Below are 15,863 nucleotides of genomic sequence, written 5' to 3' on the forward strand. Positions count from 1 at the left end.
ATAATGCCTGCTTAGGTTTTTGCTTTTTCATAGCCACCGGTTTGGCCTTTTGCCGCTTCACCTGTTTCTAAAACAATAACAAAAGGTTTTTTAGGAGTTGTTTGCTGATTAAGGTGAATAAAATATGTGGATGCGCCTATTTCTTCAGGCGTATAATTGGAAGCCGCATTATCCAGGCCATACGCTTTCCGGATCACCGTATGTGATGGAGTGACTACCCTTAACAATCCCGACACAGGTATATTGAATACCAGCATATATATTTTGTTGCTCGCGGTACTCTTTATAAAATAACCCCAATCCTGCTTAATGAAACCAGCATACTCTCCGCTGTAAATAGCCTCTTTATTGACGGCCATCCAATCGCCTATGGCTTTAGCCAGGCTAAGTTCTTCTGCTCTCAGGGTTCCATCAGGCTTAGGGCCAAAATTGAGTACAAAATTACCATCCAGCGAAACACATTTAGCCAGCATCTCCAGCAACTCGTCGGCGGTTTTTATATGCCCCTGCCATGTTTTGGCGTAGCCCCATTGATTTTCGGGAATAGTCATTACGCAATCCCAGTCATTGCCGTGAACGTCCGTTATTTTTTCCGGAATTTTGCGCTCCCAGCCTTGCTCGTAATCACCCATCAGGTTACCGTTCGAGTCGAAATGGCGTTTACCATATTCATCAGCCCGAAAGCGGCTGCCTATGATCAGACCCGGGTGTAGTTTTCGCATTTCGGTTTCCAAAGAGTCGGCAAAAGCCGCTTGTTTAACCCATGATTTATCCCAGGTACCATCAAACCAAAGTCCTTTAGCCGATGGATACCGCGTTAACAGCTCAAGCAGCTGGTTACGGGTAAATTGTTTAAAACGATTAAAGGCGATGCTATCATCACGGGTTTTGATATCATACTGCCAATCGGGATTGTGCCAATCCATAACGGAAAAGTATAATATCACATCTATCCCCTGTTTATCGTAAGCCTTTACCAGCGGACCGATAATATCTTTTTTATAAGGCGAATTAGCTACCGTAAAATCGGTGAATTTACTGGGCCATAAACAAAATCCATCGTGATGTTTGGTGGTAATGGTAACATACTTCACCCCCATTTGCTTAGCCACTGCGGCCCATGAATCCGGGTTGAATTTTGCTGGGTTAAACCGGTAAATTAAAGAGTCATAAGCCTGCGGCGATACTTCTTTCCAGGTCCTGATCCATTCGGCCGCGCCGTTATATATTTTGCCGTTCCATTCGCCGGCAGGTATTGAATATAAGCCCCAATGTATAAACTGCCCTAAACCATAAGCCCTCCACCGGGCCATGTCAGCATCGCTTCGACGCCCCAGCCTATGGGCGCCGTGTTGCAGTTGGATTATCTTTTTTTCCGGAGATGTTACCTCCTGGGCATGTACACTTCTGCCCAAAAGAGAACAACATGCGGTAATTATAATCAATAATATCTTTTTCATCATACCAGCTCTCCTCGCTTCATCACTAATATCTCTTATGCTTAATTGAACAAGCGGTCTTAACTCAGGTTAAGACCGCCTGAATTTTAATATCCCGGGTTTTGTGTTAAGGTCGCTCCTTTATTTACATCAATTTCTGATTGCGGGATAGGCAGCAGCATATTATAATCTTTGATAGAACCGGCGGAGGTTGGGTTGTATTTTTTCACCCTTTCTACCAAAGTCCCGGTCCGCATCAGGGTTATACGCCTGTCTTCCTCTCCTATCAGTTCGCGGGCTCGTTCATCCAAAATAAAATCCATATCAATATCCGATGCCTGTACCTGCGGCGCATTAGCCCTGGTACGGAGCATATTGATATCGGCAGCCGCTCCGGCTGTATTACCTTGCTTAAACTGGGCTTCGGCCAGTAAAAGGTAGGTTTCGCCAAGGCGCATATAAATACGGTCTTTATAGGTGATAGTGCCAAATGGATCGGCGCTGGTGTATGAGTTCCATTTGGTGGTATGTGCGTATATATTTTGAATGGTATCGGTGTTGGAAGTAACCACAACCGGTTTTCCGTAATTAGCTGATGCCGGGTCATTATAGTAATACTTACGCTGAATGTTGTAGCGGGAATTCCGCATATCGTTATTCAAATTCAAGCTATATGTCCACCAGTTGGTAGGCCTGATGCGGCCAATACCACGCCCTCCTAACGAGTCGGCAACCAGCATACCCGGAATGTTTACATAAAACGGCACCCAAACCCTTCGGTGCTGATCTGTCGGGCTGTAACCGCCGGGGATATTAGCCTCTTCCACTACCCAGATTGCTTCGGTATTTCCCTGGCTGCGGCGCATGTTACCATAAATAAACATATCAGAAAAAGCATCGCCTGGCAACAGCGAATTAATGCCATAACGATTGCTTACCAATTTGTAAGCACCGCCGGTAATTATTTTGCTCAATTGGGTTTCTGCAAGGGCTGGTTTATTGGCCCGCAGATAAGTGATAGCCAACAATTGTGCGGCTGCGGCGCTGTTAATGCGGCCTTCGGCAGTAACATGGGCGGCATCGGGCAAATTTGCAGCGGCAAAATTGAGGTCATTGATCTGTAAATTGATGATGGTATCTAAAGGAGCCCTTACATAATCTGTTTTAGGGGCGGTTATTGGCGCAGTTATTAAAGGCACGCCCCCAAATAATGTCGACAAAAAATTGTAGGCATAAGCCCTGAAAAACTTTGCCTCGGCTATGTAGCCATTAGCTTGTGCCGTAGTTAAACTCGTGTTGCCAGACTGTGCCGCCTGTATAATTACGTTTGAGGCATTGATAACCTGGTATCCCCAGCGCCAGAAGCTAAGTGAGGCCGCATCCTGCGAATTTAGCTGCGAATAAGTTTCGTACGGGGCCATGGCCGATGTTGTTTGACCGTTACGGGCCACATCCGTACCGGTTTGCAGCAGGGCTATTATGCCCTGATCGCCCTCATACTGGTCTCTTACTATCTTTTGCAGCCCGGTTACCGCTGCTTCAAAGCTTAAAACATCTTTTAGCGTAGATGGTGTATACTGCGTCCGGATGTCTTCGTCCAAAAAACTTTTTTTACAGGAGTTAAATGCAAGCATTCCTGTTATACCTATGAGAAGCAATGAAAATAATCTTTTCATGATTTAGTTTTTAATTATTGTAAAGTAATGTTGATACCTAAAACCGCAGTGGCTACCAGGGGATAGAACGAGCTGCTTTGATTGCCGGCGTAATTATAAAAATCGGTTTCGGGATCCCAGCCTAACCATTTGGAGAAAGTAGCGATGTTGCGTCCGCTGGCATAAACCTGAAAATTGGCTATTTTTAATCCCTCAAGCATCTGCTTTGGGAAATTATAACTTAGGGTAACATCCTTAATACGGGTATAAGAGCCCGAAACCGGATAAGTATACTGCCTTGAATTGGTATAGCTCAATGATGGCCGGGTATTACTTTGGTTAGCTGCAGTCCAGTAACCTATCCCTGCCGGAAGATTGATACGCCCTGCCTGATCCCTGTAATCATAGATAGGATTGGGTTTAAGTGCCCCCTGAAAAGTTTGTATAAACGCGCTTAAAGTGAAGTTTTTATACCTGAACGTATTGGTCATGCCGGCAATGTATTTAGGCAGCCTTGAACCCAGATAAGTACGATCAGCAGTATTGATCTTGCCATCGCCATTTAAATCGGCAAACTTCAGGTCGCCGGGCTTGGCGCTGGGGTCAACAGTAAAATCGTCTCCTTTTTGCCATATGCCTATTAGCTTATAATCATAAACAGCCTGTAATTGCTTGCCGAGGAAAAGATTATTGGTGATATCGTCTTTATTATCGCCGTATAATTGAACCAATTTGTTCCGGTTGGCCGAGAAATTGACGTTGGTTTCCCATGAAAAATTAGTTCCTCTGATGTTCCTGCTGGTGATGGAAAACTCAATACCTTTGTTGGCAGTTTTACCGATATTATCCAATATGGTAGTATATCCGGTGATATAAGGGATTTTACGGGATAGCAGCAGGTTATATGTTTTGGTATCATACGCATCGATAGAACCAGTGATACGATCTCTGAGAATAGAAAAATCAACGCCGATATTAAGGCCTTTGGTACTTTCCCATTTTAAATTGCCATTACCGATAGCGCTTGGGACTAAGCCAACAGTGGTAGTACTGCCGTAAATATATTGAGTTGAGCCCAATGTAGTTAAGGTATTATAGGATGATACCCCCTGGTTACCCGATATACCGTACGAAGCACGTAGCTTTAATTGTGATATAGAAGATATTCCTTTCAGAAATGACTCTTCGTTTACGTTCCAGGCTAAGGCAACAGATGGGAAAGTACCATATTTATGGGCAGCGCTAAACCCCGAAAAACCATCACGACGGGCAGTAGCGGTCAGTAAATATTTACCGGCGTAGCTGTAGTTGATACGCACCATTTGCGATAGTAAAGTGCTTTGTGTATAACTTGATGCAGTTTGCTGAATTTGCGCCGACCCTACATTATAAAAATTGGTTAAATCATTAATGAAGGTATTGGCATTTAACGTATTGGTAAAAGTATAGTCCTTTTGCGAACTGTATAGGCCGGTAAAATCAATAGTGTGTTTGCCGAAGCTCCGGTTATAACTAAAAATATTTTCAATGAGCCAGTGGTTTACCTCTGAATTAGATACAGTAGCATGGCCAATAGCATCGCCAGTGTTTCTGCCTGTATAATCGCCGCTCATACCTGGGTTGTAAGCATAACCCGTATTTAATCTGTATTTAAAGCCCTTAATAAAAGCCGGTTTAACCTCTGCATAAAAGTTACCGTTCCAGGTTCTGTTTCTGTTAATAGTAGGCTGATAAAGCCCCAATAACGGATTGGTATATAATGCCTCCGGATACATCGGGTAGATCTGGTAACCACCTTGTGCATTATATTCCTGTCCATACGGACTCATGGTGGTAGCCATATACAGGTTGGATTTACCGCCATCGTAATTATTGTTATTGAAGAACATGTTGGCCCCTGCACTAAGCCATGATGTTATATTGGCATCAAGATTTGAGCGGATATTGAAACGATGAAACTGGTAGCCCTTTAAAATGCCCTTTTCCTGGGTATAATCACCCGAAACATAATATTTAACATCGGCAGTACCACCGGATACATTGAGGGAATGATTTTGAATAAAACCCTGCTGCGAAATTGCCTTGATCCAGTCGGTTTCCTTTCCATTCTTATAATTATCCTGTTCATACAAATTAGGTACAGGCGCCGGGGTTTTACCAGCTTGCGCGTCATAATCCAGGTTTTTCTGTACATATTCGGCGCCCCCCATTGGCTTCACTTCATGAGCCATATATTCGGGACCAGCCCATGCGCTATATTGTACGGCCGGCTTGCCTGTTTTACCCCTTTTTGTGGTTACGATGATCACACCATTTGAACCCCTGGTACCATAAATAGCTGTAGCTGAAGCATCCTTTAATACCTGCACCGATTCAACATCATTGGTATTGATATCGTTGTATGAACCATTATAGGGCACTCCATCCAAAACAACCAGCGGCGAATTACTTGCTGTAATAGAATGCAATCCACGTACATAGATAGAGCTTACAGAACCAGGTGCAGATGACCCTGAAGTTATGTTCATTCCGGAAACTGAGCCTTCAATAGATTGCAGGATATTGGTAACCGGTAAATTCTCCAGGCGTTGTTTTGATATAGAGGTGATTGAACCGGTAACATCACTTCTTTTTTGGCTACCATAACCTACCACTACCACCTGCGACAGTTCCTTTGAACTTTCCTTTAACGTGATGGTTAATGTAGTTTGATTAGCAACAGGCACCTGCTGATCCTCGTATCCTATTGATGAAATAACCAGTACACTGGTTGGCGGGATATTTTTCAGTTCAAACTTTCCTTCGGCATCGGTAACTGTGCCCCTGTTACCACCCTGTACCCTGATGGTAACACCCGGAAGTACCTGCCCCGCTGCATTAACCACAGTACCTTTTATATTGATATTGGCTAAAACACTAATAACAGGGAAAGGCTGAACGACCACGTTCTCATCCTGTTTTTCGGCAACTTTAATCACTATGGTTTTTTCGAAGAACGTATAATCAAGCGCTGTGCCCAGCAAGCATTGTTTAATAACCTCATCTAAAGATGCGTTAACAAATCTGGCATCAATTTTTGATGAAGCGTTCAACTTACCGGCCTGGTACAGTACGTCATAGCCGGTTTGTTTTTTTATTTGTTTAAAAACCTGTTTTAATGTCACATCTTTTTGTGTGAGATTAAGTTTTTGGCCAAAAGATGAAGCACTTACCTGCATCATCGTGACAAATAATAAAAAAATGGTAAGTTTCATCATCAACAGTAATTCTGGTACGCGGCATTGCAGCCAACGTAAAAATTCAGGGTAAAATTTATACATTTGGGTATCTGTTTAAGTTAGAAATGGTATTCGACACACTTGTTCGGTTTAATCAGATGACTTTTCAGGGGTGCTTCCAACACCCCTGTTTTCATGACTGATTACCCGGTCTTTTTAGCTTTTTATGGGAATTTCTGCTTCTTGTTCATTTGGTTAATTGGTTTATGGGTTAATTGGTTATAACTATCACATTATCCTGAACCTTGAAATGGGCTACATTAGTTAGCTCAAGCGTTTTAATAACCTGCGATACATTTTTATACTTTGATACCGTACCGCTAAAATTCAAGGCCTGCAGAGATCTATCTTTAAATTCAACCTTAACATTATACCAGCGGGATACTTTTTTCATGATGCTTTCCAAATTTTCATCACTAAATTGGAAGTATCCGTTTTTCCAGGCAACAGCATCGTCGGTATCCACTTCCTCAACATTCAAAATACGGGTACTAACTGTAGACTGCTGCCCGGGCTTAATAACTATGTTTTGATGATTTGTCGCTGCTGTAACCTTCACCGAGCCTTCAATTAATGTGGTAGCAGTAGCTTTTTCGTCGGTATAAGCGTTAACATTAAAATGTGTGCCTAATACTTCTACCAACTGCTGCCGGGTTTTTACCCTGAACGGAGCCGCTTTATTATGAAACACCTCAAAATAGGCTTCGCCAATTAGCTCTACCAGGCGTTCATTACCTGCAAATGTTACGGGATATTTAAGCGAAGAACCTGCGTTTAACCAAACGTGGGTACCATCGGGCAATACAACCTGGTATTGTTCGCCCATAGCAGTGCTCAGGGTGTTAAATTGCATTACAGAGCCGGTAGGTTTAGCATTGTGACTTGTGGTATAAATAAGCTCACCCTTGCTGTTTTTACTAATGGTGACCCCGGTTTCATTGGCAAGCTGGCCATTAAGCGTTTGACTTAATATCAATTTTTTACCATTTGCCAGCGTGAGGGTAGCCTGATTTTTCCCGGGTGCTACGTCATTACTGGCTAAGCGGCCAGATGTTTCCGACCCTTTTTTATACGATAAGAAATAACCACCAACCAAAACAAATATGGCCAACGAGGCCGCGACAGCCATGCCGTACCATAAATATGATCGGTTATTAGATCCTGGATCCTTTTTTATGCGCTCCCAAACCTCGTCAACATCATTTTCACGTTCTTCATCATCCATTAAAAATGGAGATGCCTCATTATGTTCACGATACCAGCTTTCTAAAAAAGCTTTATCTTCGGGAGTGGCATTACCAGCCCTGTAGCGTGCCAGCAATTCATTTAATTCACGTTCTTCCATCCTCATTAAAGGTTTTTAATGCCTTAATTATTAGTAAGGAAATGTCAGGAACGAGAACAGGTAGAAGAAATTGAAATATTTTTTTGAAGGGAATTAACGATATAATAACATAAGCAGGCAGGCCAGGATACCCAATTTTACTTTCAGGATCCGCAGGGCGTTGGTGATCTGCTTACTTACTGTTTGCTCTGATATCTGCAGCTTCCAGGCAATTTCTTTATGGCTCAGGTGTTCTTTTCGGCTCAGTTCAAATACCTGTTTCATTTTAGGCGGCAACATCGCTATCTCTTTTTCAATATGCGCCTTCAACTGATTTTCCCGCACCCTGTAATCGGCTACCACACTTTCACGCAGTGAAAACGATTTCATGGAATTAAGATACTTTTCCTGTACTTGGCCGCGGGTTATTTTATTTAATATGGCATTCCGAACGGCCCCATACAGGTAACCGGGTAAATTTCCTGTAAACTCAATATGCTGCCGCTTTGCCCATAAATAGGTAAAAACCTCCTGGATAATATCCATGGCTTCTTCCCTATCACGAAGTTTGTTTACCGCATGCGCGTGAAGGATATATTTATAACGGTCGTAAATCTGTGCATAGGCTAAATGATCGCTCTCTTTTAGCAGAACGATCAGATCATTATCTGTTAAATTATCATAACCTGTCATTGCCTAATATTTTAAAACACGGTCCGTTTTTAGCAAAAGCGTAGCTTTAATCAGCATTGGCTGGCATAACGCAATACATGATCAAATCATTAACGGCTTGTTATTAAATCTTAAAGAATATTGGAAGTTAGGTTATCGGTTTTCCTTTCTGAAAATTAAAGGGTCACAAACACTCCGCAAACGTTTGTGTTCAAATGGATGCTCCTTGCTCAGCTTTATGGTACAACTACTAAAAATATCGTTATAACATATAAAAACTCCCCTCTTAATAAATCTGTCAACCACATTTAACGGATATTATTAAAAAAAATAAAGCCTGTAAGCTTATTCATGATATCAGATTGTATTTAACTTCAAACAAACGTTTGCATACACAAAAAACAGCATTTTTGAATGCTTTGAACGTATATATTGGAGAGTAAGCGGTGCTCTTCATCAGCCTTTTTGAAGATATTTCATCATCCGGGCTCCTATGTGTAAACCCTGAAAACAACAGAGGATCTTTGTTACCTGTTTATGGAAGTACGTAAATGAATATTCCAATCCGGCTGTATATTGCTTCAGGCTGCTACCGGTATCGTAAACCAGAAAGTGCTGCCGATCCCCTGTTCGCTTTCAACCCCGATTTCACCGCCATGTTGTTTCACAATCTCGGCGCAGATATATAGCCCCAGCCCCAGCCCGGCCTGGGGTGCGCCATTTTCTGAACGGAAATACCGCTTGAAGATATGGGGCAATTGATTAGGCCCAATGCCGGGGCCTCTATCTGTAACGTAAATGCGTACAACATCCGTCAATTGGTGTATCCGGATTAAAATAACCGGGGAATCCGGGGCGTATTTTATCGCATTTTCTACCAGGTTAACCAATACCTGTTCTATTTTTTCCTTGTCAGCGAATATTTGAACGGATAGATCACCTTCAATATCCAGTTCATGTTTGCCGGAAACCTTTACAAAATCGCAACAGTTACTAATAAGCTCTCCTAAATCGAAAAACGTTTTTTCGAGATTATATTTTCGCGCGGCAAGCCGGCTTGTATCAAACAGATCATTCACCAAATACGTAAGTTTTTTCACACTCCTGTTAGCCTGTTCAACCATTGCTTTTTGCAAACCAACGGGGCCATCCTGATGGGTATGTAAAACCTGAATCGCAGCTTTTAAAGCCGTAACCGGAGTGCGCATTTCATGACTGGCTATGGCAATAAATTCGTCCCGTTGCTGTAACAACGAAAGATTATCTAACCTTAGCTGTGTTTGTTCCATCGCCACGTCCGCAAGTTTTTTTAAAAGCTTTTTTTCCTTTTCGGCAAGTGAACGGGGCTCGGTATCAATGAGGCACATCGTACCAATAATATAACCGTCTGGCGTAATTATGGGTGCCCCGGCATAAAACCGGATCCGCAATTTATCAGTCACGTAAGGATGGTTAACAAAAAGTTCGTGTTTATGCGTGTCCTCAACCAGGAGCAATTCAGGCTGAAGTATCGCCACCGAGCAAAAACCCACACTCCGGCTCACATATTGAAGCCCGTTCAGGCCAACCTCTGCTTTAATAAACTCGGTATCCGCATTCAAAAAAGAGATATGACTGATGGGACATGAGAACAATTCACATGCAAGCTCGCATATACTATCAAAGGCTTTCTCCCGGTGTGAATTAAAGATCTGGTAACGTTCTAACGCTGCAATTCGCTCTGTATCATTATCCGGTATCAGGTTAATTCCATAAACATTATTCATAAGGCGGTTGTAGGTTTCACAAAAGCTAATATATAATATTTATTAATTAAATTTTATAAGCAACGCGCAAATACATTGTTACCATAGATTCGTTATTATGTAATTGTTTCCAAATCCTTTAAATGTTCATCAATTAACTACTTATCAGGTTAGAAAAGGCAGGCTAACGATATTCAACGAGATTCTCCCTGAACAGATGTTGTATTAATTTAGTAAAATCTGGGTTTGCTGCAATTAGCTGATATCTATTTTCGCTCTTAATCAAATTGTAAACAATCAGGTTAAACGATAGTAATCGCAAAGCCGCATATCTTTTAATTAATGTTAAAACAACAATCATTATTTTAGTAAATAAATTCAAATCAAAAATTTAATGCAAAAACATTGAAAAAAATCACAAATTAAATTTATAATTGTATTTAAAACAATTATAACATAAATTAAGCCAAACAACAGAAACAGGACTGTGGTGGTGTCTGTAATAAAAATATTTGATCATGAGATTGGTCAGATTTAGTTGAATAATGAACGTTCCGAGGTGAGATTTGGAACGTTTTTTAAAAACATTTATTACCAAAACAACAAGCCAGGAAGAGTTCCCGGGCCTGTTGATTCCACCGAACAAAGCTGCTTATATATAAATCCAATATAACCTATTACCATGTTAACTTTTAAAAGATTGCTCTTGCCATTAGGCATTGTATTGAACGGCCTTCTTTCGCCGTCGCTGCTTTATGGACAAACCAAACCAAAACTAACGCTCGACTTAAGCCGTGCCGCCGCTCATGTTAGCCCGCGTCTTTACGGGTTAATGACCGAGGAAATCAATTACTCATATGACGGGGGCATTTACGGGGAACTTGTTCGCAACAGGGCATTTCGCGATCATGCCGACAAAGCTGATCATTGGTTTCTGATTAAAGCAGACGGCGACAGTGCATCGATGAAACTGGATACCAAACACCCGGTAAACCAGGCTTTACCAGTCAGTCTTCATCTCAAAACTACCTCAGCAAATACACCTGCTGGCATTGCGAATGATGGTTTCTGGGGCATCCCGGTAAAACCCACAACAACTTACAAAGGAAGCTTTTACGCTTTTACAGAAAATGCTGCGAAAACAGCTATCAGCGCCAGCATCGAATCAACTGACGGCAAAACAGTTTATGCAAAGGCCGAAATTATGGGCATAGGCAGTTCATGGAAAAAATTCACCTACACGCTTACTACGGCACAAACAGCAAAGCCGGCTGCAGATACAAGGCTTGTGCTCAGGCCTGCAACAGCCGGAAGTTATTTCTTCTCGCTTGTATCCCTGTTCCCTCCTACCTTTAATAACAGAACCAACGGCAACCGCCCGGATATCATGCAGCTACTGGCAGATATGAAACCATCGTTTTTAAGACTCCCGGGCGGGAACTATCTTGAAGGCGGGATGTTTTCAACCCGCTTTGATTGGAAAAAAACCTTAGGACCGATAGATTATCGTCCGGGGCATATGGGCACCTGGGGATACCGCTCCTCTGACGGTATGGGATTGCTGGAATACCTGGAATGGTGTGAGGACCTGCACATGGAACCTTTGTTAGCCGTATTTGCGGGCTATGCACTTAATGGCGACTATCTGGAAAAAGGGCCGCTATTAAAGCCATTTGTTGATGAGGCGCTGGAAGAAATAGAATACGTAACAGGTGATACCACCACCGCTTGGGGTAAAAAAAGGGCACAAGACGGGCATCCGGCCCCCTTCCCCCTTCATTATGTTGAAGTTGGTAATGAGGATGGTTTTGACAAATCCACAAGTTACAATGGCCGTTTTGAGCAATTTGCAGATGCCATTAAAGCAAAATACCCAAACCTGCAGGTAGTTGCAACCATGGGCGGTAAAGATTGGCTTGGCACAAGATACCCGTTTGATGCCAGCAAGGCAGATGTTGTTGATGAACATTATTACAGAAATGCATTTGAAATGGAAAGCGATGCCGACCATTATGACAACTATGACCGTAAGGGTCCTAAGGTTTTTGTTGGCGAATGGGCAACAAGAGAGGGCTCTCCAACCCCAAATTTCAACTCGGCATTAGGTGATGCGGCCTGGATGACCGGAATGGAACGTAATTCAGACATCGTTATCATGTCATGCTCCGCACCTTTATTTGTTAACGTAAATCCCGGCGGAATGCAATGGGCATCAGATCTTATCGGGTATAATACACTTAGCAGCTATGGGTCACCATCATATTACGCACAGCAAATGTTCAATACCTACAAAGGTGATGAAATAATAGCCATTCAGGGCGAGGGCATTCCTACCCAGCTTCAGAAACTGAACCACAAAGACTCACTGGCATCTGTAAAGCCTAAAACTTATCCCGGATTGTTTTACGTTGCAACCCGTGATAGTAAAACAGGTACTGTGTATTTAAAAGTTGTGAACTGCCTGGCGACGGCACAAAACATTGATCTTGAGCTAAACGGAGCAACAAAAGTTAAACCGGCTGCTAAGGTAATTACCATGAAGGCGGATAAGCCCGAAGATACCAATACCATTACAGAACCCAAAAAGATTGTACCTGTAAACTCAAAATTCAATGGAGTTAAAAATTCATTTAATTATGCGTTTGAGCCATACTCCATTACCATTCTTCAACTGGAAACAAAGTAACGGCTGAGCATCCCGGACATAGTATTATCTTAACGTAAAAACCCGCGCCTCTATTGAAGTGCGGGTTTTAATATAAATATGTATCAAGCTTATAAAAAAGCGAATGATTTTCAGGCGTGAAACCTATCTCTGTCCATACTGCAACGCGTAAGGAATTGGTGTTATTTTCTTTTTGGCAATATTATCGGGCGTTACATACACCAGTTCAAGCTTACGGCCACCTTCTTTTTGAAAATACTCTATTCGTAAAGGGTAAAATCCTTTTTTCAGAGGGACAATATATGATCGTTCGATATCGCCATCGTGCAAACCATCAAGATCAATCATAAGCTTGTTATCCAGGTACACTTTGCAGCCATCATCCGAGCCTAATCCAAATATGTAATAGCCATCCTGTTTAACTTCTATTTGTCCGTCCAAAACTAAACCGAAATTGTTTTGGCGGGGCTGTTTATCGATACTGAAAGTACTATCGGCTACGCCTTCTTTAACAGGTTTCAAAGTCTTAAAATCGGGTAGCTTATCCCATTGTCCCTCATAATAAGCATAATGAAATCCACCTGATTGATAGCCCTTTTTGAGCGATTTTGCAGGCAGGTAATTGCCCTCTTTAAATTCGCCACTGGTAGTTTTGTTGAATTTTGCACGACCGGCTATCTGTCGCATGGTAACTTTAGCCGCGCCTGATAATTCTAACTCGGGCTTTACCACAGGCGATGTTAACAATGGCTCTGAACCATCAAAGGTATAATGCACTTTTGTTGTATCGTCGAAATACCAAATCTTTATTGGTTTGCTTTTTAGCACAATTCCGTTTGAGGGATGAAACTCCAACGGTTTACCGCCATAGTCGCTATAGGCAAATCTCAAACCGTCGTACATATTTTTAAGCCGTACGGTACCGTGCGACTCTTTGGGATAAGCTTTTACCACCCAATCAAAACCTGCCGGCGCATCTTTTTTCAGGAGGCTATCCATTGCATTAATGTTCATTTCCTTCATTCCCTGTCCCTCACGGCCGCCAATGTAAAGCGCCTTTCCCTTGCCTGCCAGCGAAGGCAGTTTCTCCTTAACCTGTTTCAGCATAACGCCATTATCCCACCAATAGCTCGGATCGCCGGCTATATAATTACTAAAAAGCTGCGGCTCGTTTAACAAGGCATAAGTTACAAACACACCGCCGAATGAATGACCGAAAAGCGTATTATCGCCATCAGAAGGATAGGTTTTATCAATGTAAGGTATCAGCTCATCTTTAAAAAATTTCAAAAATTTATCAGCCCCACCTGATGTTTTATTTCCTCCATTATGCGTAGGTAAAAAATCCTTACTACGGTCAGTATTTAATACGCCAACAATGATCATTGGTGGCATCGTATGCTCATCTGCTATAAAGTGCTGGATATCGCGCCCTAATTTTATATTCCAGTCGTCGGTTATGTATAATACATCGTATTTGGTTGCTGAACCGGCTTTATAACCATCAGGCAGTATAACCTGGATAACCCGTTTTTCATTTAATATAACCGAATTGATTGAGTCGCGTTTACCGGGCATGTCTTGTGCCGCCGCGCGGCCGAACTGGTTAAATATTAATACAACAGCAACGGCAAAAAAAAGGTAAGGCCTGGCATTCATAATGGTGAGTATTTGGTTGAAAGTAAGACAACACATCTATTAAGATAGTTACAGTAAAGCCCGGTAAAAAAAGAGGCTGAGCCTTTTAGTGGGCTCAACCTCTTTTAAATTATTGAAAAATTGACATCTACTTACGAACCTTCATATCCGGGAGCTTTAGACAGCGATACCTCCGTTGTTGATAGCTTATAAATTACCGGCTTATGCCCGATGATTGTAATGCGATATGGCACAGCACCTTTGGAGAAATCTACCTTTTTGCACGGCTTTATGGATCCCCCCGGCAGATCGACAAATAGTGGTTTAAAAAGTCTGGGGTTTGAGCCTGACGCCAACGGCATACGAACCTCCTTTTTAACCGTATCAATTACTAATTGGTCAACAGCCAACCCCTCCCCCTTAATGCTTTGAAGAACCGCGTCCACCGGCATAAACCGGCTAATCAGTTTCTTCATTTCACCTGATGTAACAGGCATAACTGTACCGTGCCGCGGCTTAAAATTCATAGATACCTCTTCATCTATAACCTTAAAGTTTTTCAGGTCGGTAGATTTTGTAAACTGGTAAAGGCCGCTGGTATACATGTCATACATCAAAATAAATCCGGTACCATCGTTCAACTTAAACGTACCCGCCCCTTCAACCGGCCGGGTAGTTTGCTGAACATATTCGTCGCTTTGAAGCTTGTAACCACTGGTTAAGCTTTTGGAAACAGCGATTTTAATGCCCGGTACACGGTCTTCTGTTTTGAAAAACAAATAATATGTATCGTCTTTTTTCTCTATGTCGCCATCAATACAAGCTGCATTATCCGGACTAAAGAATAGTTGCTTAGGTTCACCTTCAAAATCGGTAAACTCATTATTGGCATATATATAGTGTATCTTATCCGGTTGGTTACCGTATTTTAAAGAAAAGTAAACCATATATTTTTTAGCAACCTCATCGTAAATGGTTTGTGGCGCCCACACACGTAAAAGACTATCCTGGTTCGGAAAACGTTTTTGAAAGTTAATATGAGAGGATGACCAGTGGATCAAATCAGTTGATTTAAGCAACACCAGTCCGCGATTGGAATTCCACCCGTTAGCAGAAACCATGTCTGTGGCAACCATATAAAATGTTTTCCCGTCGGCGCATCGCAATATATGAGGGTCCCTGACACCACCGGTTTCGCTGATCGCCGAACTATTTACAACCGGCTCATTATGGTTTAACGCCCAATAATGATATCCATCTGTGCTGATTGCGAAGCGGATGGCTTCCTCGCTTTTTTGATTGCCGGTAAAGTATGTAAACAGGTAGCCTTTGTAGTCTAAATTAGGTTTCCGATCACTTTTTTGCGCCAAAACTGTCAATTGGCTGCTAAACGAGAAGAAAACAAATAAGGCAATATTTATCGTAATTCTTGTGTATTTCATATCAA

The 15,863-nt window shown here is 42.2% G+C and carries 9 protein-coding genes; 1 reads left to right on the plus strand and 8 read right to left on the minus strand.

Features of this window, described 5'->3' with window-relative positions:
• Window positions 1–11 precede the first annotated feature (11 nt).
• The 6 genes from ACEN9X_RS28640 to ACEN9X_RS28665 all read right to left on the minus strand — a co-directional run bounded on the left by ACEN9X_RS28640 (window position 12) and on the right by ACEN9X_RS28665 (window position 10,134).
• The gene (locus ACEN9X_RS28640; RefSeq protein WP_413668393.1) at window positions 12–1,313 is read right to left on the minus strand and encodes an alpha-L-fucosidase; all 1,302 of its coding nucleotides are present in this window, start codon (window positions 1,311–1,313) and stop codon (window positions 12–14) included.
• A gap of 233 nt (window positions 1,314–1,546) precedes the next feature.
• The gene (locus tag ACEN9X_RS28645) at window positions 1,547–3,115 is read right to left on the minus strand and encodes a RagB/SusD family nutrient uptake outer membrane protein (RefSeq protein ID WP_413668394.1); all 1,569 of its coding nucleotides are present in this window, start codon (window positions 3,113–3,115) and stop codon (window positions 1,547–1,549) included.
• Window positions 3,116–3,129: 14 nt separating this feature from the next.
• On the minus strand, window positions 3,130–6,414 hold the full coding sequence (locus tag ACEN9X_RS28650; protein ID WP_413668395.1) for a TonB-dependent receptor: 3,285 nt from the start codon (window positions 6,412–6,414) through the stop codon (window positions 3,130–3,132).
• Between the two features lie 169 nt (window positions 6,415–6,583).
• Window positions 6,584–7,717: a FecR family protein gene (locus ACEN9X_RS28655; RefSeq protein WP_413668396.1), complete on the minus strand. Its 1,134-nt coding sequence runs from the start codon at window positions 7,715–7,717 to the stop codon at window positions 6,584–6,586.
• Between the two features lie 93 nt (window positions 7,718–7,810).
• Window positions 7,811–8,389 carry an RNA polymerase sigma factor gene (locus tag ACEN9X_RS28660; RefSeq protein ID WP_413668397.1) on the minus strand — a complete coding sequence of 193 codons (579 nt, stop codon included), beginning with the start codon at window positions 8,387–8,389 and terminating at the stop codon, window positions 7,811–7,813.
• Between the two features lie 560 nt (window positions 8,390–8,949).
• On the minus strand, window positions 8,950–10,134 hold the full coding sequence (locus ACEN9X_RS28665) for an ATP-binding protein (RefSeq protein WP_413668398.1): 1,185 nt from the start codon (window positions 10,132–10,134) through the stop codon (window positions 8,950–8,952).
• Window positions 10,135–10,795: 661 nt separating this feature from the next.
• On the opposite strand from ACEN9X_RS28665, the gene ACEN9X_RS28670 reads away from it, so the two are divergent.
• Entirely contained in the window at window positions 10,796–12,799 is a 2,004-nt protein-coding gene (locus ACEN9X_RS28670) for an alpha-L-arabinofuranosidase C-terminal domain-containing protein (RefSeq protein WP_413668399.1), read from the plus strand.
• A 123-nt stretch (window positions 12,800–12,922) separates the two neighbouring features.
• Here the strand turns inward: ACEN9X_RS28670 and ACEN9X_RS28675 are convergent, their stop codons facing one another.
• Both ACEN9X_RS28675 and ACEN9X_RS28680 read right to left on the minus strand, forming a co-directional pair.
• The gene (locus ACEN9X_RS28675; protein ID WP_413668400.1) at window positions 12,923–14,437 is read right to left on the minus strand and encodes an alpha/beta hydrolase-fold protein; all 1,515 of its coding nucleotides are present in this window, start codon (window positions 14,435–14,437) and stop codon (window positions 12,923–12,925) included.
• Between the two features lie 131 nt (window positions 14,438–14,568).
• Entirely contained in the window at window positions 14,569–15,858 is a 1,290-nt protein-coding gene (locus ACEN9X_RS28680; protein ID WP_413668401.1) for a glycoside hydrolase family 43 protein, read from the minus strand.
• Window positions 15,859–15,863: the final 5 nt, after the last annotated feature.

This window comes from Mucilaginibacter sp. Mucisp86 (genome assembly GCF_047324315.1).
Lineage (GTDB): Bacteria > Bacteroidota > Bacteroidia > Sphingobacteriales > Sphingobacteriaceae > Mucilaginibacter.

Bases quoted from the DNA above. Each gene is read 5' to 3' on its own strand.
- ACEN9X_RS28640 (WP_413668393.1), bottom strand. From the start codon at position 1,313: ATGGCCCGGTGGAGGGCTTATGGTTTAGGGCAGTTTATACATTGGGGC.
- ACEN9X_RS28645 (WP_413668394.1), bottom strand. From the start codon at position 3,115: ATGAAAAGATTATTTTCATTGCTTCTCATAGGTATAACAGGAATGCTT.
- ACEN9X_RS28650 (WP_413668395.1), bottom strand. From the start codon at position 6,414: ATGTATAAATTTTACCCTGAATTTTTACGTTGGCTGCAATGCCGCGTA.
- ACEN9X_RS28655 (WP_413668396.1), bottom strand. From the start codon at position 7,717: ATGGAAGAACGTGAATTAAATGAATTGCTGGCACGCTACAGGGCTGGT.
- ACEN9X_RS28660 (WP_413668397.1), bottom strand. From the start codon at position 8,389: ATGACAGGTTATGATAATTTAACAGATAATGATCTGATCGTTCTGCTA.
- ACEN9X_RS28665 (WP_413668398.1), bottom strand. From the start codon at position 10,134: ATGAATAATGTTTATGGAATTAACCTGATACCGGATAATGATACAGAG.
- ACEN9X_RS28670 (WP_413668399.1), top strand. From the start codon at position 10,796: ATGTTAACTTTTAAAAGATTGCTCTTGCCATTAGGCATTGTATTGAAC.
- ACEN9X_RS28675 (WP_413668400.1), bottom strand. From the start codon at position 14,437: ATGAATGCCAGGCCTTACCTTTTTTTTGCCGTTGCTGTTGTATTAATA.
- ACEN9X_RS28680 (WP_413668401.1), bottom strand. From the start codon at position 15,858: ATGAAATACACAAGAATTACGATAAATATTGCCTTATTTGTTTTCTTC.